Origin of the sequence: Pseudomonas sp. 65/3-MNA-CIBAN-0223 (assembly GCF_040310425.1) — a bacterium.
Taxonomy (GTDB): Bacteria; Pseudomonadota; Gammaproteobacteria; order Pseudomonadales; family Pseudomonadaceae; genus Aquipseudomonas; species Aquipseudomonas gregormendelii.
In genome coordinates this window covers 172,797-196,652 of sequence record NZ_JBEOPV010000012.1, presented here as the reverse complement: position 1 = coordinate 196,652, position 23,856 = coordinate 172,797, and the positions used below count along the sequence as shown (strand labels likewise).

Sequence of the window (23,856 nt, the reverse complement as noted above, 5' to 3'; positions counted from 1 at the left end):
AAACCCTGTGGGAGCTAGCCTGCTGGCAGATGACAATCTGCCTGTCACATCAATGTCGAATCCGCAGACGCCATCGCGGGCAAGCCCGGCTCTCACAGTGATCTGCGCCGAACACAAATGCTGCGCCCACCACAACAACCCTGTGGGAGCTAGCCTGCTGGCGATGGCAATCTCCCTGTCACACCAATTACGAATGTGCAGACGCCATCGCGGGCAAGCCTCACCGGGTCCCCGGAAAATCAGGTGGACAGGTGTTGCGCCAGCAACGGCAGCAGCTGTTCGCACGACGCTTCGATCTTCAGGCCTAGCAGCTCATCGGCCCGCGTCTTGCCCAGATTGATCGCAATCAACGGTTTGCCCTGATCCACCACTGCCCGGCACAAGCGAAACGCCGAATACGCCATCAACGACGACCCCACCACCAGTAATCCAGCGGCTTTCTCAACCGTCGCCATGGCCCTGGCGGCCGTTCCCTGTGCGACGTTCTCGCCAAAGAACACCACGTCGGGTTTCATCCGCTCACCCGCACAATGCGGGCAACGCGGCACCTGGAAGCGCGCTTCGAAAGCAGGGTCGAGCAGGGTGTCGCCATCCGGCGCCTGCACTGCATCCACACCTGCCAGGTAAGGATTGTGCTGTTCCATCTGTTCCTGGATCGAGTCGCGCTCGCTGCGCTCCCCGCAATCCAGGCACAGTACCCGCTGCAAGCTGCCATGCAGTTCGATAACGTCATGGCTGCCGGCCTGATCGTGCAGGGAGTCGACATTCTGAGTGATCAGCGCGGTGATTCGCTGGCTGCTTTGCAAACCGGCCAACGCCTCGTGCGCCACGTTTGGCTGGGCCAGGCGCACGCGCGGCCAGCCCAGCATCGCCCGCGCCCAGTAGCGGCGGCGGGATTCGGCAGCCGAGAGGAACTCCTGGTACATCATCGGCTGCCGACCACGGCGCACGCCCTGGTTGTCCCGGTAATCGGGGATGCCCGAGGGCGTGCTGATACCGGCTCCGGTCAGTACCACGAAGGGTTGTTCGGTCATCAGGTGTCGGAGCTGATCGAGTTGTTCGCGGATTCGGCCATCTAGCATGTTCAACACTCCAGAGATCTTCCCATTGTAGGAGCTGCCGGAGGTTCGGGCCGCGATCGGACGATCTTTTGATTTTGATTGTTAAAGATCAAGGTCAAGAGATCGTCCGATCGCGGCCCGAACCTTCGGCTGCTCCTGCGCGGACCCCACCGGCGTGTTATTTGCGCGCCTCCAGTATCAGGTTGAACGGAATGAACAGGACGCCAGGGGTGTCCTGTGTGCATTAAGTTTAGTTCGCAGGATCTAAGGCGCGTTTCCAAACGACGAAAGTGCTAACTGGAGCAAGCCCGCTCCCACAGGGGGACTCGGGTGTTGCGTGTATTGGAGTGTGTCCAGCCCGCCTGGCGATACAGTTGCCCACACTCCCGGCCCCCACCGAACACAGGCCCGATACATACCGACGCTTAACTGGACATCCGTTTCCACCACCCCGGAATCAACTGCATGCACAGTCCCAAGCCCCCAGTAAAAAACCGCGTCGGCCTCGGCCTGCGTCGAGGCCTGATGAAGGACTTGCAGGCTGCCCCGGCAGGGGATTTCGACTTTCTCGAGCTCGCCCCGGAAAACTGGATCGGCGTGGGGGGCGCACAGGGTGCGGCGTTGCGCGCCCTGGCGGAAAAGTTTGCGCTGTCGTGTCACGGCTTATCGTTGTCCCTGGGTGGGCCGACTCCGCTTGACGTCGCATTTGTGCGCGAAGTCCGGGTTTTTCTCGAGCTCTACAATGTGCCGCTGTACAGCGAACACCTGAGCTACTGCAGTGATGACGGCCACCTCTACGACCTGCTGCCCTTGCCGTTCACCGAAGAAGCAGTGCACCACGTGGCCGCGCGGATTCGCCAGGCCCAGGACATCCTGGGGCGGCGCCTGGCGGTGGAAAACGTGTCCTATTACGCGGCGCCGCGCCAGGACATGGACGAAGTCACGTTCACCAATGCGGTGCTGCGTGAAGCTGACTGCGACCTGCTGCTGGACGTCAACAATGTGTACGTCAACTCGATCAATCATGGTTTTGATCCGCAGGCGTTCCTGCTCGGCATCGACCCGGGGCGGGTGGTGGGCATGCACGTGGCCGGACATTTCGACGAGTCGGACACCTTGAAGATCGACACCCACGGGGCTTCGGTGAAGCCTGCGGTCTGGTCGTTGCTGGCGCAGGCCTATGCGCGGTTCGGTGCGCAACCGACGCTGCTGGAACGGGACTTCAATTTCCCGGTATTTGCCGAGTTGGTCGCCGAACTGCAAACCATCCGCCGTCTGCAGGCCGCAGGAGTGAATCGTGGATAAGCCCGGCCTGTTTCAGGAGCAGATTACCTTTGGCCGCTACCTGCGCGACCCCGACCATTGCGCGCCGCCAGGCCACATGGACGCGGCAAGGGCCCAGGTTTACCGCGACCTGATCTTTGCCAATCTGTCGCAATTGCTCAGCGCTACTTTCCCTGTGTTGATCAGGATCCTCGGCGAGGCGCGCTGGCGCCTGCTGGTGCGCAGTTTTCTGCGTGACCATCGCGCGCGCACGCCGAAATTCGGCGAAATCGCCGAGGAGTTCGTGGGCTTTGTGGCGACTGTCCCCCAAGGCGACTGGCCCGGGTTCATGGTCGAACTGGCACATTACGAATGGGTCGAGATGGCGTTGCAACAGTCCGACGCCGAACCCCTGCCTGTCAGCACTGGCGCAAGCTTAGTGGATCGCCCGCTGCGCGTTTCGCCGCTCGCCTGGCCATTGGCGTATGCCTGGCCGGTCCAGCAGGTCGGGCCGGATTTCCAGCCGTCAATGCCGCCGGCCCAGCCTACGTTGCTGCTGGTGCGTCGCGGCGAAGACTGGAGCGTGAAGTTTTCCGAACTGAGCCCATTGGCCTGGCGCCTGTTGCAGCGCATAAACGAGTTTCCCGCACTCAATGGCCAGGCCCAGTTGCAAGCCCTTGCACAGGAGGCCGGTGCTGAAGACGTGCCCGCTTTCGTGGCGAGCGGCCTGGCCTTGTTGCAGCAGTTGCACGGGGAGGGCGTGGTGGGAGGAGTGGCCCGGTGAGTGTGATTCCCGGGCCGAGCACTTACCGGGAGCGGGTCGCAGCGCCCGGCCAGCCGGCCTGACCCAGGGCTTTGAGCAGCGTGTGTGCGTCCAGTCCCGGCACCGCATGGCCGTTGTCTTAGGCGGAGTCGGAGGCCAGGCACACCACGATCGAACGCGAGCAGGCTCGCTCCCACAGGGGATCTTCGCCGGGCGCGGAATACGTGCACGACGCGGGGTCCAGGGTCCTATAGCCGGAACACGAGCGCCTTCAACCCACACTCGATATCAGCGTCTGGAAACTCCGGCGGGTTTTCCAGTCGCCGCTCGAACCGCAGGCTCGGCGCTTCCCGGGTGACGCCTTCGATGAGGAAATCTGCACCGAATGCCGGGTCGTTCATGCAGGCCAGCACCGTGCCCTCGGAGCCCAGCAGCTCCGGGAGCCGGCGCAAGACTCGCTGGTAATCCTTGGTCAGCAGGAAGCTGCCTTTCTGGAAGGACGGCGGGTCGATGATCACCAGGTCATAGGGCCCCTTGCCGATTACCTTGCCCCAGGACTTGAACAGGTCGTGCCCCAGGAACGTCACCTTGCCCAGGTCGTGCCCGTTGAGCCGGTGATTGTCGCGACCGCGGCTCAGGGCCGCGCTGGACATGTCCAGGTTGACCACATGCTCGGCGCCGCCTTCGATTGCTGTCACGGAAAAGCCGCAAGTGTAGGCAAACAGATTGAGCACGCGCTTGCCCTGCGCATTGGCCCGCACCCAGTCGCGCCCGTAGCGCATATCGAGGAACAGGCCGTTGTTCTGCTTGCGGCCCAGGTCCACCCGATAGCGCAGGCCGCCCTCGGTGATGGTCATGTCATCGAGGGCGTCCCCCACCAGCCATTCGGTGGTGCTTTGCGGCAGGTAGCGGTGCTGCAACGCGAGCGTATGTGCGCCGCAGGCCACCCAGGCAGGCGAAGCGGCCAGCCGCAACAGGTCTGCCTTCAGCGCCTCCAATTGCGCCGCCTGCGGTTCCTTGAACAGCGACACCAGCACCACCCCTTGCAACCAGTCGACTGTCACCTGTTCCAGGCCCGGCCAGCAACGCCCGCGGCCATGGAACAGCCGGCGGGTTTCGGCGGGGGCGTCTGCCAGGGCGGTCAGCAGATGGGCGTGGAGGAGGGCGAGCGCTTCTGGATTCATCGGCCTGGTTCGGTCATTTGAGGGGGCGGCATTTAACCACAACTTGGGCTAGCGCCTGCTTTCCGGGTGTCGGGAGTTATCACGTTTAATTTAACTTTTCGTGAGGATTTGGCGATCTCATGGCCCACATACTCGGTTCCATCGAACACCAGTTGCCGGGAGAGCCACCATGTCGCAGCAACCCACGGTCAGCACGCATCCGCGCTGGTTACGACTGACTCACTGGCTCAATGCCTTGGCGGTGCTGGTGATGGTCACCAGCGGCTGGCGTATCTACAACGCCTCGCCGCTCTACGATTTCAGTTTTCCCCCGTCGATCACCCTGGGTGGCTGGCTCGGCGGGGCGCTGCAATGGCATTTCGCGGCGATGTGGTTTCTGGTCGTCAATGGCGTCATTTATTTATTGGTCAACCTCATCAGTGGGCGCCTGTCGCGACGGTTTTTCCCCCTGTCGCCCAAAGGTGTCGGGCACGACCTGCTGGCCGCGCTGCGGGGCAAGTTGGGGCATGCGGACCTGCGCCAGTACAACCAGGTGCAGCGCCTTGCCTACCTGTTTGTAATGCTCGACATCGCGCTGCTGGTGGTCTCCGGACTGGTGCTGTGGAAGTCCGTGCAGTTCCCTTTGTTGCGCGAGCTGCTGGGGGGCTACGAAGCGGCGCGGCACGTTCACTTTATTGCCATGGCGCTGTTGCTGGGGTTTGTCGCGGTGCACTTGGTGATGGTCGCGCTGGTCCCCAAAACCCTGGTTGCCATGCTGTTCGGTCACAAGGAACCCTTATGAAAAAGCGCATTCAAGGACCCGGGCTGGATGAAGCGTCCATTCTCGCCGACGCTCGCGAAATCATCGCCCCGCAAATCGAAGACCGCTCGCGCCGCTCGTTTCTGTTGCGTGGCCTGACCCTCGGCGGGGTGGCGATGTTGTCCGGTTGCAACCTGACCGACAACAACAGCGTCGAGAGCGCGTTGTCTTCGATGTCGCGCTTCAACGATCGGGTGCAGGGCTGGCTGTTCAACCCCAATGCACTGGCGCCCACCTATCCGGCGTCGATGATCACCCGGCCATTTCCGTTCAATGCCTTCTACGGTATCGACGAAGCGCCGACCGTCGAGGCCGACAGTTTCCGACTGGAAGTCACCGGCCTGGTCGCCGACAAACGCAGCTGGCGTCTGGAGGAACTGCGCGCCATGGCCCAGGCCGAACAGATCACCCGGCACATTTGCGTCGAAGGCTGGAGCGCGATAGGTCGCTGGGGCGGGGTGCCTTTCAGCGATTTCCTCAGGCGTATCGGCGCCGATACGCACGCCAGATACGTGGGCTTCAAATGCGCGGACGATTACTACACCAGCATCGACATGGCCACCGCGCTGCACCCGCAAACCCTGCTGGCGCTGACCTACGACGGCGCGGTGCTGCCGCGTGAGTACGGCTTCCCGATGAAGCTGCGCATGCCCACCAAGCTGGGCTACAAAAATCCCAAGCATATCCAGGCGATTTTCGTCAGTAACACCTACACCGGCGGCTACTGGGAAGACCAGGGTTACAACTGGTTCGGTGGCAGCTGACGGACACCCGCCAGGTTCATCCGCGCAGCCCGTGTTGCGCACATTCGCACCTCAGCTCCAGGAGATTCATCATGAAAAAACTGACCAGCATTGCCCTGTCCATGTGCCTCGCAGCAGGGGCCGCCAGCGTGTTTGCCGCCGATACCATGAGTCCGGACGGTATGAGCAAGGACTCGATGTCCAAGGACGCGATGAAAAAAGACTCGATGAACAAAGACAGCATGAGCAAGGACGCCATGAAGCAGGACAGCATGTCCAAGGACGGGATGAAAAAGGACAGCATGTCCAAAGACGGGATGAAAAAGGACGCAATGTCCAAAGACGCCATGAAAAAGGACGACATGGCCAAGTGATCTACGCTTCGTGAACGGCTGGACGCCTGATTTCGTCGACTGCCTGTATCAAAAATGAATTTCCGCCGAGTCCGCTGCTCATACCTGTAAGCAGCGGATTTGAGCCCGCGAAATTTTTGAGCAATCAGGGAGTGGCACCGTCATGAGTCCAGTCACAACGGCAAGCGATCACCTTCCCGACGGGTTGATTCTTGTAGTGGAGGATGATCCGTTGATCCTGGAGTTTCTCTGCGAAATTCTTCAGGACGAAGGTTTTACCGTTGAACCCCAGGTCAGTGCGGACGCGGCAGCGGTCTATCTGGAGCAGCACTCCGACAAGGTCAGTTTGTTGCTGACCGATATCACCATGCCCGGCAAACTCAACGGTGCCGACCTGGCGAATCAGTTCGGCGATCGCTGGCCGGACAAGCCGATCATGATCATGTCAGGGTTCGAAACGCCGGAGACTTCCGGGGTTCGGCACGATGTTTCTTTCATCAAGAAACCTTGGGCGCTCGGGCAATTGCTCGATTGCGTTGAAGGGGCGCTGAAGAAAGCCCCGGTGCAACGTTGATCCTGTACATTGGGTGAAACCCCGCCCGTTATCTGGATAGGAAGTCTGCTTTTGCCTGCTGACGACGCTGTTTTCAATCGCGCTTACCGCGCCTTTCTCTTCGACATGGATGGCACCGTTCTCAACTCCATTGCTGCCGCCGAGCGAATCTGGACTACCTGGGCCCTGCGCCACGGCATCGATGTCGCGTCGTTCCTGCCCACCATTCATGGCGCCCGTGCCATCGACACGGTTAACCGTCAAGGTTTGCCGGGGATTGATGCACAGGCAGAAGCAGCCTGGGTTACCCAGGCCGAGATCGAGGATGTAGAGGGCATTGTCGAGGTGTCGGGGGCCGCGCAGTTCTTGCAGTCGCTACCGGCCAGGCAGTGGGCGATAGTAACTTCGGCGCCCAAGGCATTGGCTTTGCGGCGGATGGCAGCGGCCGGTGTCCCGGCGCCCGCCGTGATGATCACCGCCGAGGATGTCAGCGCGGGCAAGCTTGATCCTGCCGGTTACAAACTGGCGGCCGAGCGGTTGGGGGTAGAGATTGGCGAGTGCCTGATTTTTGAAGATGCCAGTGTGGGCATCCAGGCGGCTGAGACGTCCGGCGCTGATCTGCTGGTGATCACCTCGACGCATCCGCACCCGATGGATACGCCCCACGCGACACTGGAAAGCTATGAACGGGTGGGTGTTGCGTTGGGTGCAGACGGGCAACTGACCTTGCAACAGCTCTAAAACAACTCCGTCCGTAGGAGCTGCCGCAGGACGTGTCGGGTTGGCTTACTGCCCCGACGCAGCACCATCATTGATCAGGATGGCCCGGGCCAGGTCTTCATCGCTGGCGTTCAGGCCAGGATTGTCCTGGCGAATCTGATGCATCACCGACTCCAAATACACCCCGCGAATGGCGCCGCCGCTGGCAACGAAGCTTGAGGCATCATCCTTGGCTGGAATCATCAACTTGTGATCCTTGAAGGTGGAATACAGCGACGCTGAAACCCCGGCCGAAGTGGCGACATCGCCGGCATCGACTTTGGCCATGGCAGAACCGAACGGCAAGCAAAGTACCAGTGAAGAGATCAGAACAAGACGGCGCATGACGGTGTCCTCCGACAGCTTGAAGCGTAAGTGAATTACCACATACCTTAAGATGCGTGTCGGCGCTCAGTAGTTCCTTGAGCGGCAGATAATCATTTCAGACAACAATCCTCACTCGCCATTTCAAGGCTCTTGTGCACGTATGCAGGCCCTGGCAGGCATGCCGTGTGATACCGCAACGCGGTTAGATTGCCCGCAGCTGTCTATTTCCCCAAATCGTCACCTGTACCGGTGATCAGCGCCCAGGCTGGCGGGGCTCAGCGGGTCTAAACTTGGCAGTGCGCCCATCGCAATGGGAGAACTGCAATGATCAATACAGCTACTGCCTGCATGCTGGCCGATTACAAGCGCTGGGCGGACCTGCGCCTGTTCGACAGCCTCGCCGCGCTGCCACCCGGTGAAGTCGATAAACAACGGGTCTCGGTGTTCAACAATATGATTGGCACCTTGAACCACATCTACGTGGTGGACTGTATCTGGCAAGCCCACCTGGAGGGCCGCGGACACGGTTTCAAAACCTCACACGGTCTGCTCCACGCCGACCTGCCGGAACTGCGCCAGGCGCAGAAGGATATCGATCACTGGTACTGCGACTGGAGCGCCAGTCAAACCGATGCCTCGCTGCTCAAACCGGTCGAGTTCGCATTCGTTTCCGGCGAAAACGGCACCATGAGCGCGGGCGCGATGCTGATGCACGTGATCAACCATGCCAGCTATCACCGTGGCTGGGTGGTGCAGATGTACTTCGAGATCCCGGCCATGCCACCGGTAACGGACCTGCCGGTGTTCCTGCGCGAACATGATCCGCAGCTGAAGACGCAGAAAGCACCTGCGGCGGCGCCGTCATGTGTCGGGCTATTCGCGAGCGCCACCAACGTTTTGCCGGACCGTTATCGTTGACGCCGCTTCACACCCTCGACAGCGGCGTCAGCCCAATGTAGAAGGGCGGAGCGTCGGCACGCAACTGGCTGCTGCCTTCGATCAAACTTTACTCGGTCAGCACCTTCCTGAACGTTTCCACCAACGGCCGCAAGTTGATTCGGTGCCAGGCCACCCACAACGGCGTGGTAAACGCTATCCACGGTACCTCCCGTAACACCACCCCTGGTGGCGCATTTCGACTCAAGCCTTTCTGAATCATCGCAATCCCCAGCCCTGAGGCGACCAGCCCCAGGGCGGTGAAGGGTTCGGTGGCTTCCATGCGGATGTCCGGAGTGAAGCCGGCGCGGATGCAGGCACTGACGAAGTCTTCGCGACTGGCACAGTTCTGCCGGTGTTGCACCCCGATCCACTCCTGGGTGGCCAAGTCCGCGGGGGCCAGTGTGCTTTGCCGTGCCAGCGGATGGTGCTCGGGCAGGGCCAGGAGCATCGGGTCGTCGAGGACCTGAAAGCCGAGGAGGTCGGGGTCGTCGTCGGTCGGCGGTTCGCTGACAAGGGCGATATCCAGACTACGCTGACGCAGGCCTTCGAGTTGTTCGGCGCAGCTCAGGTTGTACAGCGCGACGTGCACGCCTGGCCGGTCTGCCCGCAGCACGCGCAAGGCATTGGGCAGTACCCCGGCGTGCATGGCGTTTTCGATGTAGCCGATGCACAGGCCGCCTTCCTCACCGCGACCCAGGCGTTTGCCAAGGGATTCCAGGCGGTTGGCATGGGTCAGCAGGGCGCGGGTTTCGGCAAGGAAGGTCTGGCCGTCGCGGGTCAGGCGGATGCGTTGCTGGCTGCGCTCGAACAGGGTCAGACCCAGGCGTTCTTCGAGCTGGGCTATCTGCCGGCTCAAGGGCGACTGGGAAATGTGCAGGCGCTCGGCGGCGCGGCCGACGTGCTCTTCTTCGGCGACAGCGACGAAGTAACGCAGTTGGCGGATGTCGATCATGTCAGACCCTCAGGGACTCAAGTGCTGCGCATTATGTCTTGGACGGTCCGATCATCACAATCCAGAATCTGCTCAACGGTCGGTTGACCGATCTCTGAATACGACGAGGTTTGCATCATGAGCTTGAAAGACAAACTGCCCGGCGCCCTGGGTTTTGGCACCGCGCCGCTGGGCAACATGTTCCGTGCCATTCCCGAGGAAGAGGCGCTGGCCACCGTGCACGGAGCCTGGGATGCCGGCGTGCGATATTTCGACACCGCGCCATTTTATGGCTCGGGCCTGGCGGAAATCCGCTTGGGTGCGGCGCTGGCTGGGTACAAGCGCGACGACTATGTGTTGAGCAGCAAAGTCGGGCGGGTGATTCTCGATGAGGTCGAGGATGCCGCGGCGCGGGACCTGGGCGAGAAGAGCGGAGTGTTCGAACACGGCCGGCCCAACAAAATCGTCAATGACTACAGCGCCGACGCGACGCTGCGCTCAATTGAAGACAGCCTCGAACGCCTGCAAACCGATCGCCTGGACATCGTCTGGGTGCATGATATTGCCCAGGATTTCTACGGGGACCAATGGCTCGAATACTTCAATCAGGCCCGCACCGGTGCCTTCAAGGTGCTGACACGCCTGCGTGAAGAAGGGGTGATCAAAGGCTGGGGGCTGGGGGTGAACAAGGTCGAGCCCTGTGAGCTGACTCTGGACCTGACCGAAGCGCAGCCGGATGGTTTTCTGCTGGCGGGGCGCTATACCTTGCTTGATCACGACCGGGCCCTGCAGCGCTTGATGGCGTCGGCGCTGGCGCAGAATGTCGAGATTGTGGTCGGTGGCCCTTACAGTTCCGGGATCTTGGCGGGCGGTGCACATTTTGAGTACCAGAAGGCCAGCCCGCAGATCGTCAGCAAGGTCGAACAGATCAAGCGCATTGCCGCGGTCCATGGTGTCGACGTCAAGGCTGCTGCGTTGCAGTTCAGCCTCGCTAACCCGGCAGTGGCGGCGGTCATTCCAGGTTCCAGTCGGCCGGGGCGGATTGCCGAGGATGTGGCGGCGCTGTCGGCGGTTATTCCTGCGGCGTTCTGGCAGGCAATGCGTGAAGCGAAACTGGTGTCCGAGCGGGCGCCGTTGCCAACGATGGGAGCTTGAAGATGAAAATTGATCTGAGCGGAAAACTGGCCATTGTCAGTGGCAGTACGGCCGGTATTGGCCTGGGCATCAGCAAGGCGCTGGCCGAATCCGGTGCGACGGTGGTGGTGATCGGCCGGGATACGGCCAAGGTCGAGCAGGCCCTTGAGAGCATTCGCCAGAGCGTGCCGGGCGCGCAGGTGCGGGGCCTGACGGCGGACCTTGGGACCGCAGAAGGCGCAGCGCAGCTGTTCGCTGCCGAGCCGCGGGCGGACATCCTGGTGAATAACCTGGGGATCTTCAATGAGGTGGATTTCTTCGACGCGCCGGACAGTGAATGGACGCGCTTTTATGAAGTCAACGTGATTTCCGGCGTGCGCCTGTCCCGGCATTATGTGCCGGACATGGTCAAGCAAGGTTGGGGCCGGGTGATTTTCCTGTCCTCGGAATCCGGGGTGGCGACGCCGGCCGACATGATCAATTACGGCGTGACCAAGAGTGCTAACCTCGCGGTGTCCCATGGCCTGGCCAAGCGGCTGGCGGGCACCGGTGTGACGGTCAACGCGATCTTGCCCGGCCCGACGTTCACCGACGGCCTGGAGCAGATGCTCAAGGATGCCACCGCCGAATCCGGCCGCAGCGCCCGGGAGGAAGCTGACGCCTTTGTACGCAAGGCGCGCCCGACTTCGATTATCCAGCGCGTGGCAGATGTCGAGGAGGTGGCCAATCTTGTGGCTTACATCGCGTCGCCATTGTCTTCGGCCACCACCGGCGCTGCTTTGCGCGTCGATGGCGGTGTTGTGGACAGCATGGCGATCTGATTTTTTTGATTGATTTGAGAGAGAACCTACATGGCAACTGCATCAGCGTTCATTGATATTCCGGCTTCGGCCGACGATGTTTGGCAATTGATTGGTGGCTTCAATTCGCTGCCGGACTGGCTGCCGTTCATTCCAAAAAGCGAACTGAGCGAAGGCGGGCGCGTGCGCAGCCTGCAGACCTCGGACGGTGCGGTAGTGGTTGAGCGGCTTGAATCTTTTGATAACGCCGGAAAGACTTACAGCTACTCGATTTTGCAGGCGCCGTTTCCGGCCACTGATTATCTGGCGACGATCCGCGTTGAGGCTCAGGGCGAGGGTGCGCGCGTGACGTGGTCGGGGCGGTTTGTACCGGTGGGCGTGACCGAGGAGGAGGTTGTGGAGCTGTTCAGCGGGATTTATCAGGGTGGCGTGCAAGCTTTGCGGGCCAATTACCCCGGGTAACCCCGATCGACTTGGGGCCAGTGCGGGAGCGGGCTTGCCCGCGATGGCGGTGGGTCAGGCGACGCACATTTTGAATGTGCCGGCCTCATCGCGATCCCTCGCCCCATGAACCTCAAGTCTGGGCAATGGGCGGTTGCCGGCAATCGAGCACCAGCCGAGCGCCGCCCAGTTCGCTTTCACCGAGGTCCAGGGTGAACCCATGCAGGCTGACGATCGCTGCGACTATCGACAGGCCCAAGCCAAATCCGCTTTGTTGATTCCCGCCCTCGGCGCGGTAGAAGCGCTGGAACACGGCTTCTCTCTCTGCCAGCGCAATGCCAGGTCCAGAGTCGAGCACTTCGATTCGCGTATGCCCACCCGCATCGATCCCGCGCAAAATCACCTCGCCACCCGGTGGCGTGAACTTGATCGAGTTGCTCAGCAGGTTAGCCAAGGCCTCGAACAACAAAGCCCGATCGCCATTGAGCGGCGGCAACGTAGCGGGCAGTTGCAGCTTGAACGTCAGTTCGCCTTCTTCCGCCAGTGGCAAGTAGAAGTCATGAAGCTCCTGCAGCATGGGCAATGGGTCAAGCTGCACAAAGCCGGAGCGCCGCTGCCGGTCTTCCAGTTCGGAGATCCGCAACAGGCCACGAAAGCGTGCCATCAGGGTATCCGCCTCACCCAACACTGAATCAAGCTGCGCGGCCAGGGGCGAGCCGTCGTCCGCCTGCTGCTGAATCCGGTACAGCTGCGCCCGCAGGCGCGTCAGTGGGGTGCGCAGGTCGTGGGCGATGTTGTCGCAGACGCCCTTGACCTCATTCATCAGGCGCTCGATGCGTTCCAGCATGGCGTTGACGATGGCGGCCAGCATGTCCAGTTCGTCACGGCGATTGGACAGCGGCAGGCGGCGGGTCAGGTCGCCGGCGACGATCGCCTCGGCGCTGGCCTGGATGGCGCGAATTCGCCGCAGGGGGCGGCGGCGCAACAGGTGCCAGCCAGCGATGCCCGGAAGTATGGTCAGGGTCACTCCCCAGAACAGCGCGTGCAAAATGATCCGCGTCACAGCGAACAGCGAGCCGTTGTCGCGCACCAGGATCAGCCAGCGACCGTCCTTCGTCTGGGTGGCGACCGCGTCACAACTGTCGGCTGGCAGGCTCGGGTCATCGGAATCGGCGCAGTCGCTCAGCATGTGGATTTTGCCGTCCAGCAGCAGACCTTTCGGGATGTGATCCAGCGCTCCGCTGAGGTAGCGGTGCTGATCGTCAAACAGGCCATAGGCGTCGATGCCGCGAATGTCGAACGTCATGCTGACGGCGAGGGCGTCGAGCAGTTGCTGACCCTGGAAATGCGAGAACAGGTGCTGGCGTTGCAGCAGCGAGTGCTTGGCCAGGTTGTCGAGGTAGGTGGACACCTCGTAGTACATCACGCCCATCAGAATCCCGCTCCAGATCACGAACAGCGAACTGTAAAGCGCCAGCAACCGGCTGCTGGAGGAGCGCCAACCGTTAGAGGGGTTCGGCAATGACATAACCTGAGCCTCGCACGGTCCGAATCAGTGGGACATTGCCAGGCGGGTCGATCTTTTTGCGCAGGCGACCGATATGCACGTCGATGAGATTGGTGCCAGGGTCGAAGTGATAACCCCACACCTCCTCGAAAATCATCATGCGCGACAGAATCTGCCCGGTATTGCGCATCAGGAATTCGAGCAGTTTGTATTCGGTGGGCAGCAGTGTCAGCAGTTGGCCGTCGCGACTGGCTTCGTGGCTGATCAGGTTCAGCTCCAGGTCGGCGACCCGCAACGTAGTTAATTGGGAGGTGACTGTGTTCTGCCGGCGCAACAGGACTTCCACCCGGGCTGCCATTTCATCGGTAGCGAAGGGCTTGGTCAGGTAATCGTCACCGCCTGCGCGCAGCCCCCGAACCCGCTCATCGACGTCGGAGAGGGCGCTGATCATCAGGATGGGCGTGGCCACACCCATGGTGCGCAAGGTGGTGACGATCGCCAGGCCATCCAGTTCGGGCAGCATGCGGTCGAGGGTGATCAGGTCATAGTCGCCACTGACTGCCCGCTCCAGGCCTTCTCGGCCGTTATCCACCCAGTCTACGTCGAGGCCATGGCTGCTGAGTTCGGCAACGATTTCCCGGGCGGTCACGGCGTCGTCTTCGATGGTCAAGATTCGGGTCATTGGCGGGCCTGATTGGGGTTCACAACGGTGGACCCATTTTGCCAAGAAAAGCGCTCATTCTTTCTAAATAAAAATTCATCCGGGAATGCAGTGCATAAAACCCGCTGATATCGGCGTTTTGTTGCAATTTGCATGATTTTAGCAAGTTCAATTTTTATAAATCATTGAAAAATATAGGTTTATCAAAAAAGCGCGCTTGGCACGCCGACTGCAATTGTTCAGGCAGCTACTTGTAACAACATCTTTCCTGCCTGGAGCGACACAATAATGAATAGATCCTCGGATGGTTTCTATCCTGCCGCAGAAGAATCAAACGCGCGGTCGGGCGTTTCCTGGGGTGCGATTTTTGCCGGTGCCGCTGCAGCGGCGGCGTTGTCGCTGATCCTCGTATTGCTGGGATTTGGCCTTGGCTTCTCGGCGGTTTCGCCATGGGCCAATGAAGGCGTGAGCGCCAAGGGGCTGGGCATTTCCACGATCGTCTGGCTGGCCTTCACGCAAATCGTCGCATCGGGCCTGGGTGGCTACATTGCGGGCCGCCTGCGGGTCAAATGGGCCAACATGCACGGCGATGAAGTCTACTTCCGTGATACCGCCCATGGCTTCCTTTCGTGGTGCGTTGCAACGTTGGTGGCCGCGACCCTGGTGGTCGGTTCGGTCAGCAGCATCATCAGTGGTGGCGTGCAAGCCGGTGCCAGTGTGGTCGGGGGTGCAGCCAGCATGGCTACCCAGGCAGCAGGTTCGGCAGCCGGTAACACTGACAGTGACCAGTATGGTTACTTCATCGACAGCCTGTTCCGTGATGATCGTCCAGCCGCCGTCAGCGATGACGCCGCCCGTGGCACCGTCACCCGCATCTTTGTACGCAGCCTGAACGACGGCCAACTCGCCGCCGAAGACCGTACCTACCTTGCACAACTGGTTGCCCAGCGTACCAACCTGACCCAGGCCGATGCCGAGCGTCGTGTTGACGAAGTGTATGCCCGTACCCAGAAAGCCGTGGCCGACGCCAAACAGGCTGCCAAGGAAGCGGCGGACACCGCTGCCAAAGTGGCTGCCACTACCACCTTGTGGATGTTCGTTGCGCTGCTGATCGGTGCGTTCTTCGCCAGCCTCGCTGCCACCTTCGGCGGTCGTCGCCGTGATGCCGTGGTGTATGTCGAATCCGACGCCTACGTCACTACTACCAACTCGATTCGTTAAACCAGGAGAAACCTCATGCGCTCATTACTGTTGTTCTTTCTCGGTGTACCGATCCCGATCATTATCCTGATCGCCCTGTTTATGCACTGATAGTCCTGGAGCTTGTGCTCCTGCCGCTTCTGCCTCTGGTAGAGGCGGCGTTTTTGTTTAAGGGGGATTCATTCGATCGGCGTGTCCAGGAAGGCTTCCAGCTGCTCCGCATACGCTGTAAACGCGCTGATCTGTGGAAACCGCTCACTGTCTACCTGCTCCGGCACCACCAGCCGAGAGAAGCTCCAGGCCACCGCCACGCTGATCCCGGCCTGGTCGATCGAACCATCGGCCTTCAAAGGCGCAAACTCCAGCTCGCGCTCAAGCGCCGAATACGCCGCTGCGAGTTGTCCCTCCACCCGTTCCACCCAGGGTTCATATTGAATCTCGGCGGGCCGCAGGTTGCGTTCGTAATACAGCTGTACGGATTTTTCACAGGCGGCCAACGCCAGGCCAGTCAGGCGCAATGCGCGCAAGCGTTGATCGAGTTCGCCGGGCATCAGGGTGTTGTCCGACCCGGCCAACGCCTCCAGGTAGTCGATGATCAGCGTGGAGTCGATCAGCACATCGCCGTTGTCCAGCACCAGGGTGGGCGCCTTGACCACTGGATTGATCTGCTGGAACTGCTCGAAGTGACGAAACACCGAGACGGATTGGTGTTCCAGAGGGATGCCCAGGCACTTGGCGCTAATGGCCACGCGCCGCACGTAGGGCGAATCGAGCATGCCGATCAACTTCATGGATATTCTCCTTGGGGTCGGGCTTATGGGATGCTCAACCTTAGCTCAGGTTGGGCGCGGTGCAATAGATGTACGGGGGAGCCGCCGTTTGTCCTCTATATACAGCCACCTGATTGAATTTCTTGCTATAAACGCACTCCGATAATCACTGCAACGACTGCCGTAGAGCATTTTCGGGGTCTTGTCGGACGAATTCACTGTCTTTTCAGTTGCTGAGGCCTCAAGTCGGCCTTAGACTGCCGCCCCTCGTAAATTGAGTGCCGGGTGGCGCTTGGAATAAATGGCGCCTTTGCGTTGGCCTTCCCAGGCCCAGCGGAACGCTCCCTAATTCGCCTTAATGCACGTTTTTTTATAGAGATATCAATGACAAAGGACAAGTTGCTGGCCATGCCGGCGGATGACTACATGAATGCCGAGCAACATGCTTTTTTCTCCGAGCTGTTGCAAAACATGAAAGTTGAAACCCATGAGCGCATCGAACAGAACCGCATCGCCATCGAGAGTCTGGACACCCCAGCCGATCCGGCCGACGCTGCTTCCGTCGAAGAAGAGCGCACCTGGCTGGTAAACGCGATCGATCGCGACCAGCGCATGCTGCCTCAGTTGGAACAAGCCCTTGAGCGCATCAAGGAAGACAGCTTCGGCTGGTGCGATGACAGCGGCGAGGCAATCGGCCTCAAGCGCCTGCTGATCAGCCCGACCACCAAGTACTGCATCGAAGCACAAGAGCGTCACGAACAGATCGACAAGCACCAGCGTCAGGCCTGATTTCGTTTCGTAGCGCTTAAATCGCGGGCAAGCCCGCTCCCACAAGGTTTGCGTTGAACCTGTGGGAGCGGGCTTGCCCGCGATGCTTTTTATCGTCCGCAGAAAACCCGACACGCTTCTATTGATCTGCTGCAATAACCGCGACTAACGGACCATGGATAATGGCCAGGTAGTGGCGTTAAATGCGGGTACAACAATTAGAAGACACGTGGGTGACGATGATGACGAGAGACGGATCTCTGGTTGGGCCAGTGCCGGCACCAATACCGGCAACCCGCAACCAATGGCTCACGCCGACGCTGCAAAGTGTCGCGCTGCTGCTCCTGCTCGGGGGCATCACGCTGGGAGGCTGGTCGCTGGCTGTCAGCCTGCCGCTGGCGATGCTGATTATCTGGCTGCCGCGCCTGCGCCAGCGCAGAGCCCCTGAGGCGCCTGCCGACACATCCGACGGCATCGCCGGGTTGACCCGCGATCTGTCGTACGCCACCAGCCACAATGCGCTTTCAGCCGCCGGCGTCGCCTATTCGGTCAAGCAACTGGCCGACCGCCTGCAGTCGCAACTGGGGGCGGCTGCGCAAATCGTCAGCAATGCCGAAGTACTGATTGCCACCGAACAAGCCACATCACTGCTCAGCCAGCAAGCGCTGGGGGCCGCCAGCGAAGCTCATCACAGCAGCGCGGCCGGGCGTTCGCAACTGGTCGAGTCGATCGCGCGCATGCATCAACTCAGTCAGCGCGCGAGCAACAGCCGGGAAATGATCGAAGCCTTGAGCCTGCGCAGCGACGACATCCAGCGAGTGACGCTGGTGATCCAGTCCATTGCCAGCCAGACCAACCTGCTGGCCCTGAATGCGGCCATCGAAGCGGCGCGGGCAGGTGAACATGGCCGGGGCTTTGCGGTTGTTGCCGATGAAGTGCGCGGCCTGGCTGCGCGCACGGCTACCGCCACGGGCGAAGTCGGCGAGATGGTTGCCGATATCCAGCAACGCACGGCGCAAGTGGTGGAGCAGATTCGTCAACTGTCCAGCGACCTGGACCAGGGCGTCGAACAGGTCGAGCAAACCGGACAGCACCTGGAGAACATCGCGCGGCTGGCAGCCGGGGTCGAACACCAGGTCGGCGAAATCGCCCAGGGCGCGGCGACCAACCGCGAGCAACTGGACAGCCTGTTCCACGCCATCGAGCAGATGCGCAGCGACCTGGGCGTCAGCGACCAGCAGACCCAACGACTGGCACTGGCGGCAGTGCAAATGGAAGGGCAGGCCGAAACCATCAGCGAGCGGCTTGCCGAAGTCGGCCTGGATGATTACCACCAACGCATCTACGACCTCGCCCGCGAAGGCGCAAGCCAGATCACGGCGCGATTCGAAGCTGATATCGACCAGGGACGTGTCAGCCTCGATGACCTGTTCGATCGCAATTACCAGGCGATTCCCAACACTCATCCGGGCAAGTTTCAGACCCGCTTCGATCGTTACACCGATCAGGTGTTGCCGGCCATCCAGGAACCGCTGCTGGCCCGTCACGATGGCCTGGTGTTCGCCATCGCCTGCACGCAGCAGGGCTACGTGCCCACCCATAACAAGGTGTTCAGCCAACCGTTGACTGGCGACGCACAGCTTGACGCGCTGAACAATCGCACCAAACGCAAGTTTGCCGATCGCACGGGCATTCGTTGTGGCGGCCATCAGCAACCCGTGCTGCTGCAAACCTATACCCGCGACACCGGTGAATTGATGCACGATCTTTCGGTGCCAATTGTGCTCAAAGGGCGTCACTGGGGTGGTTTGCGCCTGGGCTATAAACCAGAGAGTCCGCGCTGACCTGGCGGCCATTGTTACCGGTTCGGCAACTAAGCTGTGCAGCGGCGTTGCTGTTTCCTTGCCGGGAAACTCATTAACCTACCGACATAGTTAGGTGGCTAATGAATTAGGCGAGGCAATATGCAAAGCAAAGTGGATGTTGCGGTGATGATTGGCAGCGCTGTGCCCTCGAACCTGCGGGCGATGGGGCAGAGTGTCTGCTGGGTAGTGCTGCTGAACGGGGAGCGTCGCGGTACGGCGTTCGCCAGTCGCAATGAAGCGCAGGAGTGCAAAGCTGCCTGGCTTGCGCAATTGAGCGCAGCACAACAAGGCAGCCTGCACTGAGTCCGCTGCTTAGTGAACCTGGTGCATGCGCAGGTTGAGGTCGTCGACCACCCGCGCCCAGTCAGCATCTTCGCGCAATTGTTCTTTCAGGAAGCCCGCCTGCTGCGGCGTCCAGAATTCGGCGTCGATCAGCTTCTTGTCGTCGGGGAGGGGAGAGTGACTGGCGATGAAGTCGTCGATCGCCTTCTCGCTGGAATCCAGGCCCAGCTGGTCAAACAGGCCTTTCAAATCATGTGTAGGTGCATCCATGTTGATCTCCTTGAGTGTCGCGTCGAGTGCAAGTGCTGAAGTACGGCTCATTGCATCAGAGGCGGCCGCGCTCCAGGAGTTCGATAGCGATGTTCTAAAGCAGGGCAAGCATAGACGGCAAACTGAAGGTCAGGCCTTTAACGCGCCTTCATCGACAGCCAGCTTGAGTGCCTTGGCGGCATCCTGGGCGGCAATGGCGGCCACGTCGGCGGTCTTGAACCAGCGGTCCTTTTCGACCTGGTGGCAGGTGACGGTGGTCAGCGGCGGTTTGGCGCGCATGATGATGACTGCCTGGAACTCACCCTCGACTTCCCTGACTTCGCCCCGGATGAAAAATTCGCCGATATCAAATTCCGTCACGTCGCAGCCTTCCCATGAGAATATTCTGTTGTTTTGAACGTTGCCCGCCGTTGGGACGGATTTCATTGGTCGGGCATTATGGCAGTAGTTGCCTGCCGGCGGCTGAGATAAGTCGCCGGCATGACGAAACGCCTGTCGAAGCCGCAGTCAGTGGCGGCACTCGAGGGCGTGGCCTGCAAATGATTGCACGGGGAGCCAGGCAGTTGGCTGAAGTGTGTTTAAGTGCACCTGTGAAGTCCTTTTCACGGGTTTGCCGACGTCTGTTCGTCGTTATGGGTAGTCTGGAAGAGCGTCGCTGCTCTAGAATCACCTGCAGTGCCGGGCGTACGTGCCTTTCCAAAGCAATTTTTGCCTGGCGATCTGTTGGAAAAATGCTTTTTTCAAAGCGATTTTTCCCCGGAGTTGATAGTCCGTTTTCTCTGGCGTAAAAAAGGCGCTGTACTCCAAGTCTTGAAAAACGCCAGACAGGACGACGTGGGTGGTATTCCATTATCCTGTTGATCCTGGGATTCACCCCGGTTTATGTGTTCATTTCGGCATTGCCGCTATTTTCTGCCGTGCGCCCGTTTCGCGCGCGGCACCATTTCAGATGTGGGGATGTTTCCTTGGCAGTAAGTAATCTCGATATGCATGCTTTGTTCGTGCTGGGTGATCTGCGGGCAAAGCTGGTTAAACAGTTTCAGTCACGTTTCGTTTACATCACCGAACAAAACGCCGAAGGCATTTACATTGCCGAAATCGATACCGAAGAGTCGTTGGTCGTTGATGATAAACCCGGGCTCAAGCTCAAGGTTGGCGATCACTTCAGCGCATCCGTGCTACCCAGTCGCGAAGGCGGCAAGCTGGATATCAAGTTTCGCGAAATTAAACTGACCGTTTACGGCCTTGGCGATTATGCGTTCGTGACTACCGCTGATGGCCACGGCATCGTGTTCAAGGAAGGCCATAGCGTGGTGATGGTATTCGCCGCGCACCAGCAGTTGCAGGAAGGTTTGACCAAGACACTCAAGGCCGTTACGGCCAAGGCCGCGAAATGGCGCAAGGGTGAGCTGGTGACCTTCAAGGCCAGCGAATAAGCGGCCGGCACTGCAGTACATTTGCGAAAACAGATTCACGCCCTTCGAAAGCAGGAACCTCTACTACAGTCAGTGGACTGAGTATTTTGAGGCTCGCGGTCTTCTGCCCGGCCATCCTGCTATTGCTGTGAACAGCACGAGGTGCAAAAGCATGAAAGGATTACGACGGTTCCTGGCCGCTGCCCTGGCCACTGGCGCTTTGTTCGCTTCATCCGGCCCGGTGGCCGCCGCCCAGGCGCCCATCCATTTTGCCGACCTGAATTGGGAAAGCGGCAGCCTGATCACCGATATCCTGCGGATCATCGTCGAGAAGGGTTACGGACTGCCCACCGATACCTTGCCGGGCACGACCATTACCCTGGAAACCGCGCTGGCCAACAACGATATCCAGGTGATCGGCGAAGAATGGGCCGGGCGTAGTCCGGTCTGGGTCAAGGCTGAGGCTGAAGGCAAGGTGGTGAGCCTGGGCGACACGGTCAAGGGCGCCACCGAAGGCTGGTGGGTGCCCGAGTATGTGATCAAGGGTGACCCGGCCAAGGGTATCAAGGCCGTGGCCCCTGACCTGCGCAGCGTCACCGATCTGCCCAGGTACAAGGACGTGTTCAGCGATCCGGAATCGCCTGGCAAGGGCCGCTTTCTCAACAGCCCGATCGGCTGGACGTCCGAGGTGGTCAACAAGCAGAAGCTCAAGGCCTACGGGCTGGACGACAGCTACGTGAACTTCCGCAGCGGGTCCGGGGCGGCGCTGGATGCCGAGATCAGTTCTTCGATTCGTCGAGGCAAACCGATCCTGTTCTATTACTGGTCGCCGACGCCGCTGCTCGGCCGCTTCAAGCTGATCCAGCTGGAAGAACCGCCGTTCAATGCCGAAGCCTGGAAGACCCTCACCGATGCCGACAATCCCAATCCGCAGCCGACCCGCTCGCTGGCGTCGAAGCTGTCGATCGGTGTGTCCACCCCGTTCCAGAAGCAGTACCCGCAGATTGCCGAGTTTTTCAGCAAGGTTGATTTCCCGATCGAGCCATTGAACAAGGCGTTGGCCCAGATGAGCGAAAAACACACCGCGCCACGCCAGGCGGCCGAGGCGTTCATGAAGGCGCATCCGGACGTGTGGCAGGCCTGGGTGCCCAAGGATGTCGCCGCCAAAGTTGCTGCCGAGTTGAAGTGAGTTTGGGGCTGCCCTTACATAATCGGTCGGGTAGGTTCATCCTGCGCGCACATTTCACGCTGGAAGTTTGACTATGAGCCTGGTAATTGCGCAATGGATGGCTGCCGTCTTCCTCCTGATCAGCCTGGTCCACCTGTACTGGGCGGCCGGTGGCAAGCTGGGCAGCGAGGCCGCCGTGCCGCGAGTGCCCAGGGAGGACGACCAAGGCTCCAGGCCGGCCTTCAAGCCTTCTGGATTTGCCACGCTACTGGTAGCGGTCGGCCTGCTGCTGATCGCGATGCTGGTGTGCCTGCGGGTCGGCCTGTACCTGCCGACGGTGCATCACTGGTCACTGCAGTGGGTGATCAGCGCCATTGCGATGCTGATGTTCGCCCGGGCGATTGGCGATTCGAATCTTGTAGGGTTTTTCAAACAGGTCAAGGATTCCAAATTTGCCCGCCTCGATACCTGGGCGTATTCGCCGTTGTGTGTGGTGCTGGGGGCAGGGTTGCTGGCGGTGGCGTGGATCTGAAGAGCGGGCACGGCAACGGGGCTATCAAGCCTTGCTGGAAGCCCCGCTGAACGCTGCAGGGTACTTGTCCAGGTAAGCATCGTTGAGCTGGGTATCCTGGGAGCGCATGAATCGTTTGAAATCAGGTATCAGCAGAACCAGCAGGGATAACAGCAGCACCATGGCACCCAGCAGCGTAATGGTCGTCGCGACTCCCAGCTGACCAATGAAGGTGCTCATGGCAAAGCTCCCCAGGGGACTGGCCGCTGCGGACAGGATCGCAACCGTGGCGAACACGCGGTTGCGGTGCGATTTTGGTGTCGCCAGCAGCCGTACGGACGAGGTAGGGATGTTGATCAGCATCAGTCCGACGCCACCGCAGAAAAACGCGACGGTGACGATAACCGAAGAGGTAACGGTCCCGAACACCAACAGATTGCAACCCAATAGTGCGAACCCTGCGGACACACACATGTCCCGAGGGATTAGGCCGGATAACCATCCGATGATCTTTTAGCTGCCCAGCAGAATGCCTAGCCCGAAGCTGGCATCCAGCAAACCGATGTAAGTCACCGGGTATTGGATGACGTCTTTCACATACAGCGGAATCAGAAGGGTGAAAAACGGGTAGAGGGCAAAGTTGATCAACATCGCAACAAGCGCCAGGTAAAACTCCACTTTCACGCCGTAGACCACCTTGAAGCCGGAGTAGATCATGCTCAAGCCATTGGCGGTCGCAGGGTTTAGGCTGTCGTCGGGAGCGCCGATGGCGCTTGGGATGGTCGCAATCAATAACCCGGCGACGAGGATCGCAAAAAATCCGCAGCTAAAGCGAAAGTGATGCCAAATCCGTAAATCAAGCCGCTGGCCAGTACCGGTCCCAGCTGCATCGACAACGACGACATCACGCTTTTGCTTCTGAAGGCCAGCGAGACTTTATCGTCGCTGGCAAACAAAGGAATGATCGACGCCTGCAGCGGGTCACGCACGCCGACGATCGCGCTGCTGAGCATCATCAGCGCACCCACCGTCCAGGGGTTGAACGCGCCGGTGGCAGACAGCACCAACATAAGCAGCGCGCTGGTCAGGCTGAGCCATGAGGCGAGCTTGATGATCCGGATTTTGTTGTACTTGTCGCCCATCCACCCCAGCAGGGGCCTGGCCAGCACCTCTGCCGCGATGGAACAGGCAATCATGTTGGCGAAGTAGAGCGCCGAGCCGGTTTCCTGGAGCACCCACCACGCGACGGCAAGTTGATTGCAGCGTCCGCCCAGAACCATCAGAAAAAAACTGAACTGAACCTTCAGTAGTCGGCGGTCGATAACAGGAAACTCCCATAGGCTGTTTGAGAAATCTGCACTCATTGATTTACCGTTGAGCTGTGGGAGC

General features: G+C 60.2%; 30 protein-coding genes. 18 read left to right on the top strand and 12 right to left on the bottom strand.

From position 1 onward, the window contains the following. Positions 1–239: 239 nt before the first annotated feature. A complete protein-coding gene (locus AAEZ09_RS17200; RefSeq protein ID WP_350600158.1) occupies positions 240–1,082 on the bottom strand; it encodes an NAD-dependent protein deacetylase in 843 nt (280 codons plus the stop codon). Between the two features lie 444 nt (positions 1,083–1,526). On the opposite strand from AAEZ09_RS17200, the gene AAEZ09_RS17195 reads away from it, so the two are divergent. Further along, positions 1,527–2,366 carry an HvfB family MNIO-type RiPP peptide maturase gene (locus tag AAEZ09_RS17195; RefSeq protein WP_350600156.1) on the top strand — a complete coding sequence of 280 codons (840 nt, stop codon included), beginning with the start codon at positions 1,527–1,529 and terminating at the stop codon, positions 2,364–2,366. Then, positions 2,359–3,108 carry an HvfC family RiPP maturation protein gene (locus AAEZ09_RS17190; protein ID WP_350600155.1) on the top strand — a complete coding sequence of 250 codons (750 nt, stop codon included), beginning with the start codon at positions 2,359–2,361 and terminating at the stop codon, positions 3,106–3,108. The genes AAEZ09_RS17195 and AAEZ09_RS17190 overlap by 8 nt, the downstream gene beginning before the upstream one ends. 227 nt (positions 3,109–3,335) lie before the next feature. Here AAEZ09_RS17190 and AAEZ09_RS17185 read toward each other — a convergent pair whose 3' ends face one another. Beyond that, positions 3,336–4,271 (bottom strand): class I SAM-dependent methyltransferase, encoded by a 936-nt coding sequence (locus AAEZ09_RS17185; RefSeq protein ID WP_045060387.1) that lies wholly within the window; start codon positions 4,269–4,271, stop codon positions 3,336–3,338. Positions 4,272–4,440: 169 nt separating this feature from the next. Here AAEZ09_RS17185 and AAEZ09_RS17180 point away from each other — a divergent pair, with 169 nt between their 5' ends. From AAEZ09_RS17180 to AAEZ09_RS17160, 5 genes are all read left to right on the top strand, one after another. Beyond that, a complete protein-coding gene (locus AAEZ09_RS17180) occupies positions 4,441–5,052 on the top strand; it encodes a cytochrome b/b6 domain-containing protein (RefSeq protein WP_350600154.1) in 612 nt (203 codons plus the stop codon). Then, positions 5,049–5,834 (top strand): molybdopterin-dependent oxidoreductase, encoded by a 786-nt coding sequence (locus AAEZ09_RS17175; RefSeq protein ID WP_350600152.1) that lies wholly within the window; start codon positions 5,049–5,051, stop codon positions 5,832–5,834. Before AAEZ09_RS17180 ends, AAEZ09_RS17175 begins: the two co-directional genes overlap by 4 nt. Before the next feature lie 71 nt (positions 5,835–5,905). Then, on the top strand, positions 5,906–6,187 hold the full coding sequence (locus AAEZ09_RS17170; protein WP_045060390.1) for a pentapeptide MXKDX repeat protein: 282 nt from the start codon (positions 5,906–5,908) through the stop codon (positions 6,185–6,187). A gap of 142 nt (positions 6,188–6,329) precedes the next feature. Continuing rightward, positions 6,330–6,740: a response regulator gene (locus AAEZ09_RS17165; RefSeq protein WP_205893355.1), complete on the top strand. Its 411-nt coding sequence runs from the start codon at positions 6,330–6,332 to the stop codon at positions 6,738–6,740. Positions 6,741–6,791: 51 nt separating this feature from the next. Continuing rightward, a complete protein-coding gene (locus AAEZ09_RS17160; RefSeq protein ID WP_350600151.1) occupies positions 6,792–7,460 on the top strand; it encodes an HAD-IA family hydrolase in 669 nt (222 codons plus the stop codon). Positions 7,461–7,505: 45 nt separating this feature from the next. Here AAEZ09_RS17160 and AAEZ09_RS17155 read toward each other — a convergent pair whose 3' ends face one another. Then, on the bottom strand, positions 7,506–7,823 hold the full coding sequence (locus AAEZ09_RS17155; RefSeq protein ID WP_045060428.1) for a DUF2388 domain-containing protein: 318 nt from the start codon (positions 7,821–7,823) through the stop codon (positions 7,506–7,508). 306 nt (positions 7,824–8,129) lie between these two features. Here AAEZ09_RS17155 and AAEZ09_RS17150 point away from each other — a divergent pair, with 306 nt between their 5' ends. Then, positions 8,130–8,723 carry a DinB family protein gene (locus AAEZ09_RS17150; RefSeq protein WP_045060392.1) on the top strand — a complete coding sequence of 198 codons (594 nt, stop codon included), beginning with the start codon at positions 8,130–8,132 and terminating at the stop codon, positions 8,721–8,723. A gap of 88 nt (positions 8,724–8,811) precedes the next feature. Here the strand turns inward: AAEZ09_RS17150 and AAEZ09_RS17140 are convergent, their stop codons facing one another. Further along, positions 8,812–9,696, bottom strand: a complete 885-nt coding sequence (locus tag AAEZ09_RS17140) for a LysR substrate-binding domain-containing protein (protein ID WP_045060393.1) — start codon at positions 9,694–9,696, stop codon at positions 8,812–8,814. Positions 9,697–9,813: 117 nt separating this feature from the next. Between AAEZ09_RS17140 and AAEZ09_RS17135 the strand changes: the two genes are divergently transcribed. The 3 genes from AAEZ09_RS17135 to AAEZ09_RS17125 are packed head-to-tail and all read left to right on the top strand — an operon-like array spanning position 9,814 to position 12,071. Further along, positions 9,814–10,830: an aldo/keto reductase gene (locus tag AAEZ09_RS17135; RefSeq protein ID WP_350600149.1), complete on the top strand. Its 1,017-nt coding sequence runs from the start codon at positions 9,814–9,816 to the stop codon at positions 10,828–10,830. A 2-nt stretch (positions 10,831–10,832) separates the two neighbouring features. Further along, positions 10,833–11,630, top strand: coding sequence for an SDR family NAD(P)-dependent oxidoreductase (locus AAEZ09_RS17130; protein WP_350600147.1), 798 nt, complete (start codon positions 10,833–10,835; stop codon positions 11,628–11,630). A gap of 30 nt (positions 11,631–11,660) precedes the next feature. Further along, entirely contained in the window at positions 11,661–12,071 is a 411-nt protein-coding gene (locus AAEZ09_RS17125) for an SRPBCC family protein (protein ID WP_350600146.1), read from the top strand. A gap of 112 nt (positions 12,072–12,183) precedes the next feature. Here the strand turns inward: AAEZ09_RS17125 and AAEZ09_RS17120 are convergent, their stop codons facing one another. Both AAEZ09_RS17120 and AAEZ09_RS17115 read right to left on the bottom strand, forming a co-directional pair. Then, positions 12,184–13,578 carry a sensor histidine kinase gene (locus tag AAEZ09_RS17120; RefSeq protein WP_045060397.1) on the bottom strand — a complete coding sequence of 465 codons (1,395 nt, stop codon included), beginning with the start codon at positions 13,576–13,578 and terminating at the stop codon, positions 12,184–12,186. Continuing rightward, the gene (locus AAEZ09_RS17115; RefSeq protein ID WP_350600144.1) at positions 13,556–14,239 is read right to left on the bottom strand and encodes a response regulator transcription factor; all 684 of its coding nucleotides are present in this window, start codon (positions 14,237–14,239) and stop codon (positions 13,556–13,558) included. The genes AAEZ09_RS17120 and AAEZ09_RS17115 overlap by 23 nt, the downstream gene beginning before the upstream one ends. A 267-nt stretch (positions 14,240–14,506) precedes the next feature. On the opposite strand from AAEZ09_RS17115, the gene AAEZ09_RS17110 reads away from it, so the two are divergent. Next, positions 14,507–15,439: a hypothetical protein gene (locus tag AAEZ09_RS17110; protein WP_045060399.1), complete on the top strand. Its 933-nt coding sequence runs from the start codon at positions 14,507–14,509 to the stop codon at positions 15,437–15,439. Between the two features lie 158 nt (positions 15,440–15,597). On the opposite strand, the gene AAEZ09_RS17105 is transcribed toward AAEZ09_RS17110, so the two are convergent. Continuing rightward, complete coding sequence (locus tag AAEZ09_RS17105) at positions 15,598–16,209, bottom strand: glutathione S-transferase (protein WP_205893350.1); 612 nt, start codon at positions 16,207–16,209, stop codon at positions 15,598–15,600. 363 nt (positions 16,210–16,572) lie between these two features. Between AAEZ09_RS17105 and AAEZ09_RS17100 the strand changes: the two genes are divergently transcribed. The 3 genes from AAEZ09_RS17100 (at position 16,573) to AAEZ09_RS17090 (ending at position 19,124) form a co-directional block, all read left to right on the top strand. Next, positions 16,573–16,977, top strand: a complete 405-nt coding sequence (locus AAEZ09_RS17100; RefSeq protein ID WP_007907888.1) for a TraR/DksA family transcriptional regulator — start codon at positions 16,573–16,575, stop codon at positions 16,975–16,977. Positions 16,978–17,159: 182 nt separating this feature from the next. Beyond that, the gene (locus AAEZ09_RS17095; protein WP_502947583.1) at positions 17,160–18,800 is read left to right on the top strand and encodes a methyl-accepting chemotaxis protein; all 1,641 of its coding nucleotides are present in this window, start codon (positions 17,160–17,162) and stop codon (positions 18,798–18,800) included. A gap of 120 nt (positions 18,801–18,920) precedes the next feature. Then, the gene (locus AAEZ09_RS17090; RefSeq protein WP_205893348.1) at positions 18,921–19,124 is read left to right on the top strand and encodes a hypothetical protein; all 204 of its coding nucleotides are present in this window, start codon (positions 18,921–18,923) and stop codon (positions 19,122–19,124) included. A gap of 9 nt (positions 19,125–19,133) precedes the next feature. On the opposite strand, the gene AAEZ09_RS17085 is transcribed toward AAEZ09_RS17090, so the two are convergent. Beyond that, positions 19,134–19,373, bottom strand: a complete 240-nt coding sequence (locus AAEZ09_RS17085) for a DUF2789 domain-containing protein (protein WP_122839434.1) — start codon at positions 19,371–19,373, stop codon at positions 19,134–19,136. Positions 19,374–19,502: 129 nt separating this feature from the next. Next, positions 19,503–19,733, bottom strand: a complete 231-nt coding sequence (locus AAEZ09_RS17080) for a hypothetical protein (RefSeq protein WP_045060403.1) — start codon at positions 19,731–19,733, stop codon at positions 19,503–19,505. Between the two features lie 605 nt (positions 19,734–20,338). Here AAEZ09_RS17080 and AAEZ09_RS17075 point away from each other — a divergent pair. The 3 genes from AAEZ09_RS17075 to AAEZ09_RS17065 all read left to right on the top strand — a co-directional run bounded on the left by AAEZ09_RS17075 (position 20,339) and on the right by AAEZ09_RS17065 (position 22,488). Continuing rightward, on the top strand, positions 20,339–20,809 hold the full coding sequence (locus AAEZ09_RS17075; protein ID WP_082069195.1) for a hypothetical protein: 471 nt from the start codon (positions 20,339–20,341) through the stop codon (positions 20,807–20,809). Positions 20,810–20,960: 151 nt separating this feature from the next. Further along, the gene (locus AAEZ09_RS17070; RefSeq protein ID WP_045060405.1) at positions 20,961–21,977 is read left to right on the top strand and encodes an ABC transporter substrate-binding protein; all 1,017 of its coding nucleotides are present in this window, start codon (positions 20,961–20,963) and stop codon (positions 21,975–21,977) included. Positions 21,978–22,050: 73 nt separating this feature from the next. Then, complete coding sequence (locus AAEZ09_RS17065; protein ID WP_122839436.1) at positions 22,051–22,488, top strand: DUF3995 domain-containing protein; 438 nt, start codon at positions 22,051–22,053, stop codon at positions 22,486–22,488. Between the two features lie 24 nt (positions 22,489–22,512). Here the strand turns inward: AAEZ09_RS17065 and AAEZ09_RS17060 are convergent, their stop codons facing one another. From AAEZ09_RS17060 to AAEZ09_RS17050, 3 genes are read right to left on the bottom strand one after another with little or no spacing between them, the layout of a single operon-like run. Beyond that, entirely contained in the window at positions 22,513–22,935 is a 423-nt protein-coding gene (locus AAEZ09_RS17060) for an MFS transporter (protein ID WP_350600140.1), read from the bottom strand. Between the two features lie 45 nt (positions 22,936–22,980). Continuing rightward, positions 22,981–23,259 (bottom strand): hypothetical protein, encoded by a 279-nt coding sequence (locus AAEZ09_RS17055; RefSeq protein ID WP_350600138.1) that lies wholly within the window; start codon positions 23,257–23,259, stop codon positions 22,981–22,983. Next, on the bottom strand, positions 23,256–23,831 hold the full coding sequence (locus AAEZ09_RS17050) for an MFS transporter (protein ID WP_350600137.1): 576 nt from the start codon (positions 23,829–23,831) through the stop codon (positions 23,256–23,258). Before AAEZ09_RS17050 ends, AAEZ09_RS17055 begins: the two co-directional genes overlap by 4 nt. Between the last annotated feature and the right edge of the window lie 25 nt (positions 23,832–23,856).

Bases quoted from the DNA above. Each gene is read 5' to 3' on its own strand.
- AAEZ09_RS17200 (WP_350600158.1), bottom strand. From the start codon at position 1,082: ATGCTAGATGGCCGAATCCGCGAACAACTCGATCAGCTCCGACACCTG.
- AAEZ09_RS17195 (WP_350600156.1), top strand. From the start codon at position 1,527: ATGCACAGTCCCAAGCCCCCAGTAAAAAACCGCGTCGGCCTCGGCCTG.
- AAEZ09_RS17185 (WP_045060387.1), bottom strand. From the start codon at position 4,271: ATGAATCCAGAAGCGCTCGCCCTCCTCCACGCCCATCTGCTGACCGCC.
- AAEZ09_RS17180 (WP_350600154.1), top strand. From the start codon at position 4,441: ATGTCGCAGCAACCCACGGTCAGCACGCATCCGCGCTGGTTACGACTG.
- AAEZ09_RS17175 (WP_350600152.1), top strand. From the start codon at position 5,049: ATGAAAAAGCGCATTCAAGGACCCGGGCTGGATGAAGCGTCCATTCTC.
- AAEZ09_RS17170 (WP_045060390.1), top strand. From the start codon at position 5,906: ATGAAAAAACTGACCAGCATTGCCCTGTCCATGTGCCTCGCAGCAGGG.
- AAEZ09_RS17165 (WP_205893355.1), top strand. From the start codon at position 6,330: ATGAGTCCAGTCACAACGGCAAGCGATCACCTTCCCGACGGGTTGATT.
- AAEZ09_RS17155 (WP_045060428.1), bottom strand. From the start codon at position 7,823: ATGCGCCGTCTTGTTCTGATCTCTTCACTGGTACTTTGCTTGCCGTTC.
- AAEZ09_RS17150 (WP_045060392.1), top strand. From the start codon at position 8,130: ATGATCAATACAGCTACTGCCTGCATGCTGGCCGATTACAAGCGCTGG.
- AAEZ09_RS17140 (WP_045060393.1), bottom strand. From the start codon at position 9,696: ATGATCGACATCCGCCAACTGCGTTACTTCGTCGCTGTCGCCGAAGAA.
- AAEZ09_RS17135 (WP_350600149.1), top strand. From the start codon at position 9,814: ATGAGCTTGAAAGACAAACTGCCCGGCGCCCTGGGTTTTGGCACCGCG.
- AAEZ09_RS17130 (WP_350600147.1), top strand. From the start codon at position 10,833: ATGAAAATTGATCTGAGCGGAAAACTGGCCATTGTCAGTGGCAGTACG.
- AAEZ09_RS17125 (WP_350600146.1), top strand. From the start codon at position 11,661: ATGGCAACTGCATCAGCGTTCATTGATATTCCGGCTTCGGCCGACGAT.
- AAEZ09_RS17120 (WP_045060397.1), bottom strand. From the start codon at position 13,578: ATGTCATTGCCGAACCCCTCTAACGGTTGGCGCTCCTCCAGCAGCCGG.
- AAEZ09_RS17115 (WP_350600144.1), bottom strand. From the start codon at position 14,239: ATGACCCGAATCTTGACCATCGAAGACGACGCCGTGACCGCCCGGGAA.
- AAEZ09_RS17110 (WP_045060399.1), top strand. From the start codon at position 14,507: ATGAATAGATCCTCGGATGGTTTCTATCCTGCCGCAGAAGAATCAAAC.
- AAEZ09_RS17105 (WP_205893350.1), bottom strand. From the start codon at position 16,209: ATGAAGTTGATCGGCATGCTCGATTCGCCCTACGTGCGGCGCGTGGCC.
- AAEZ09_RS17100 (WP_007907888.1), top strand. From the start codon at position 16,573: ATGACAAAGGACAAGTTGCTGGCCATGCCGGCGGATGACTACATGAAT.
- AAEZ09_RS17095 (WP_502947583.1), top strand. From the start codon at position 17,160: ATGCGGGTACAACAATTAGAAGACACGTGGGTGACGATGATGACGAGA.
- AAEZ09_RS17090 (WP_205893348.1), top strand. From the start codon at position 18,921: ATGCAAAGCAAAGTGGATGTTGCGGTGATGATTGGCAGCGCTGTGCCC.
- AAEZ09_RS17085 (WP_122839434.1), bottom strand. From the start codon at position 19,373: ATGGATGCACCTACACATGATTTGAAAGGCCTGTTTGACCAGCTGGGC.
- AAEZ09_RS17070 (WP_045060405.1), top strand. From the start codon at position 20,961: ATGAAAGGATTACGACGGTTCCTGGCCGCTGCCCTGGCCACTGGCGCT.
- AAEZ09_RS17065 (WP_122839436.1), top strand. From the start codon at position 22,051: ATGAGCCTGGTAATTGCGCAATGGATGGCTGCCGTCTTCCTCCTGATC.
- AAEZ09_RS17050 (WP_350600137.1), bottom strand. From the start codon at position 23,831: ATGAGTGCAGATTTCTCAAACAGCCTATGGGAGTTTCCTGTTATCGAC.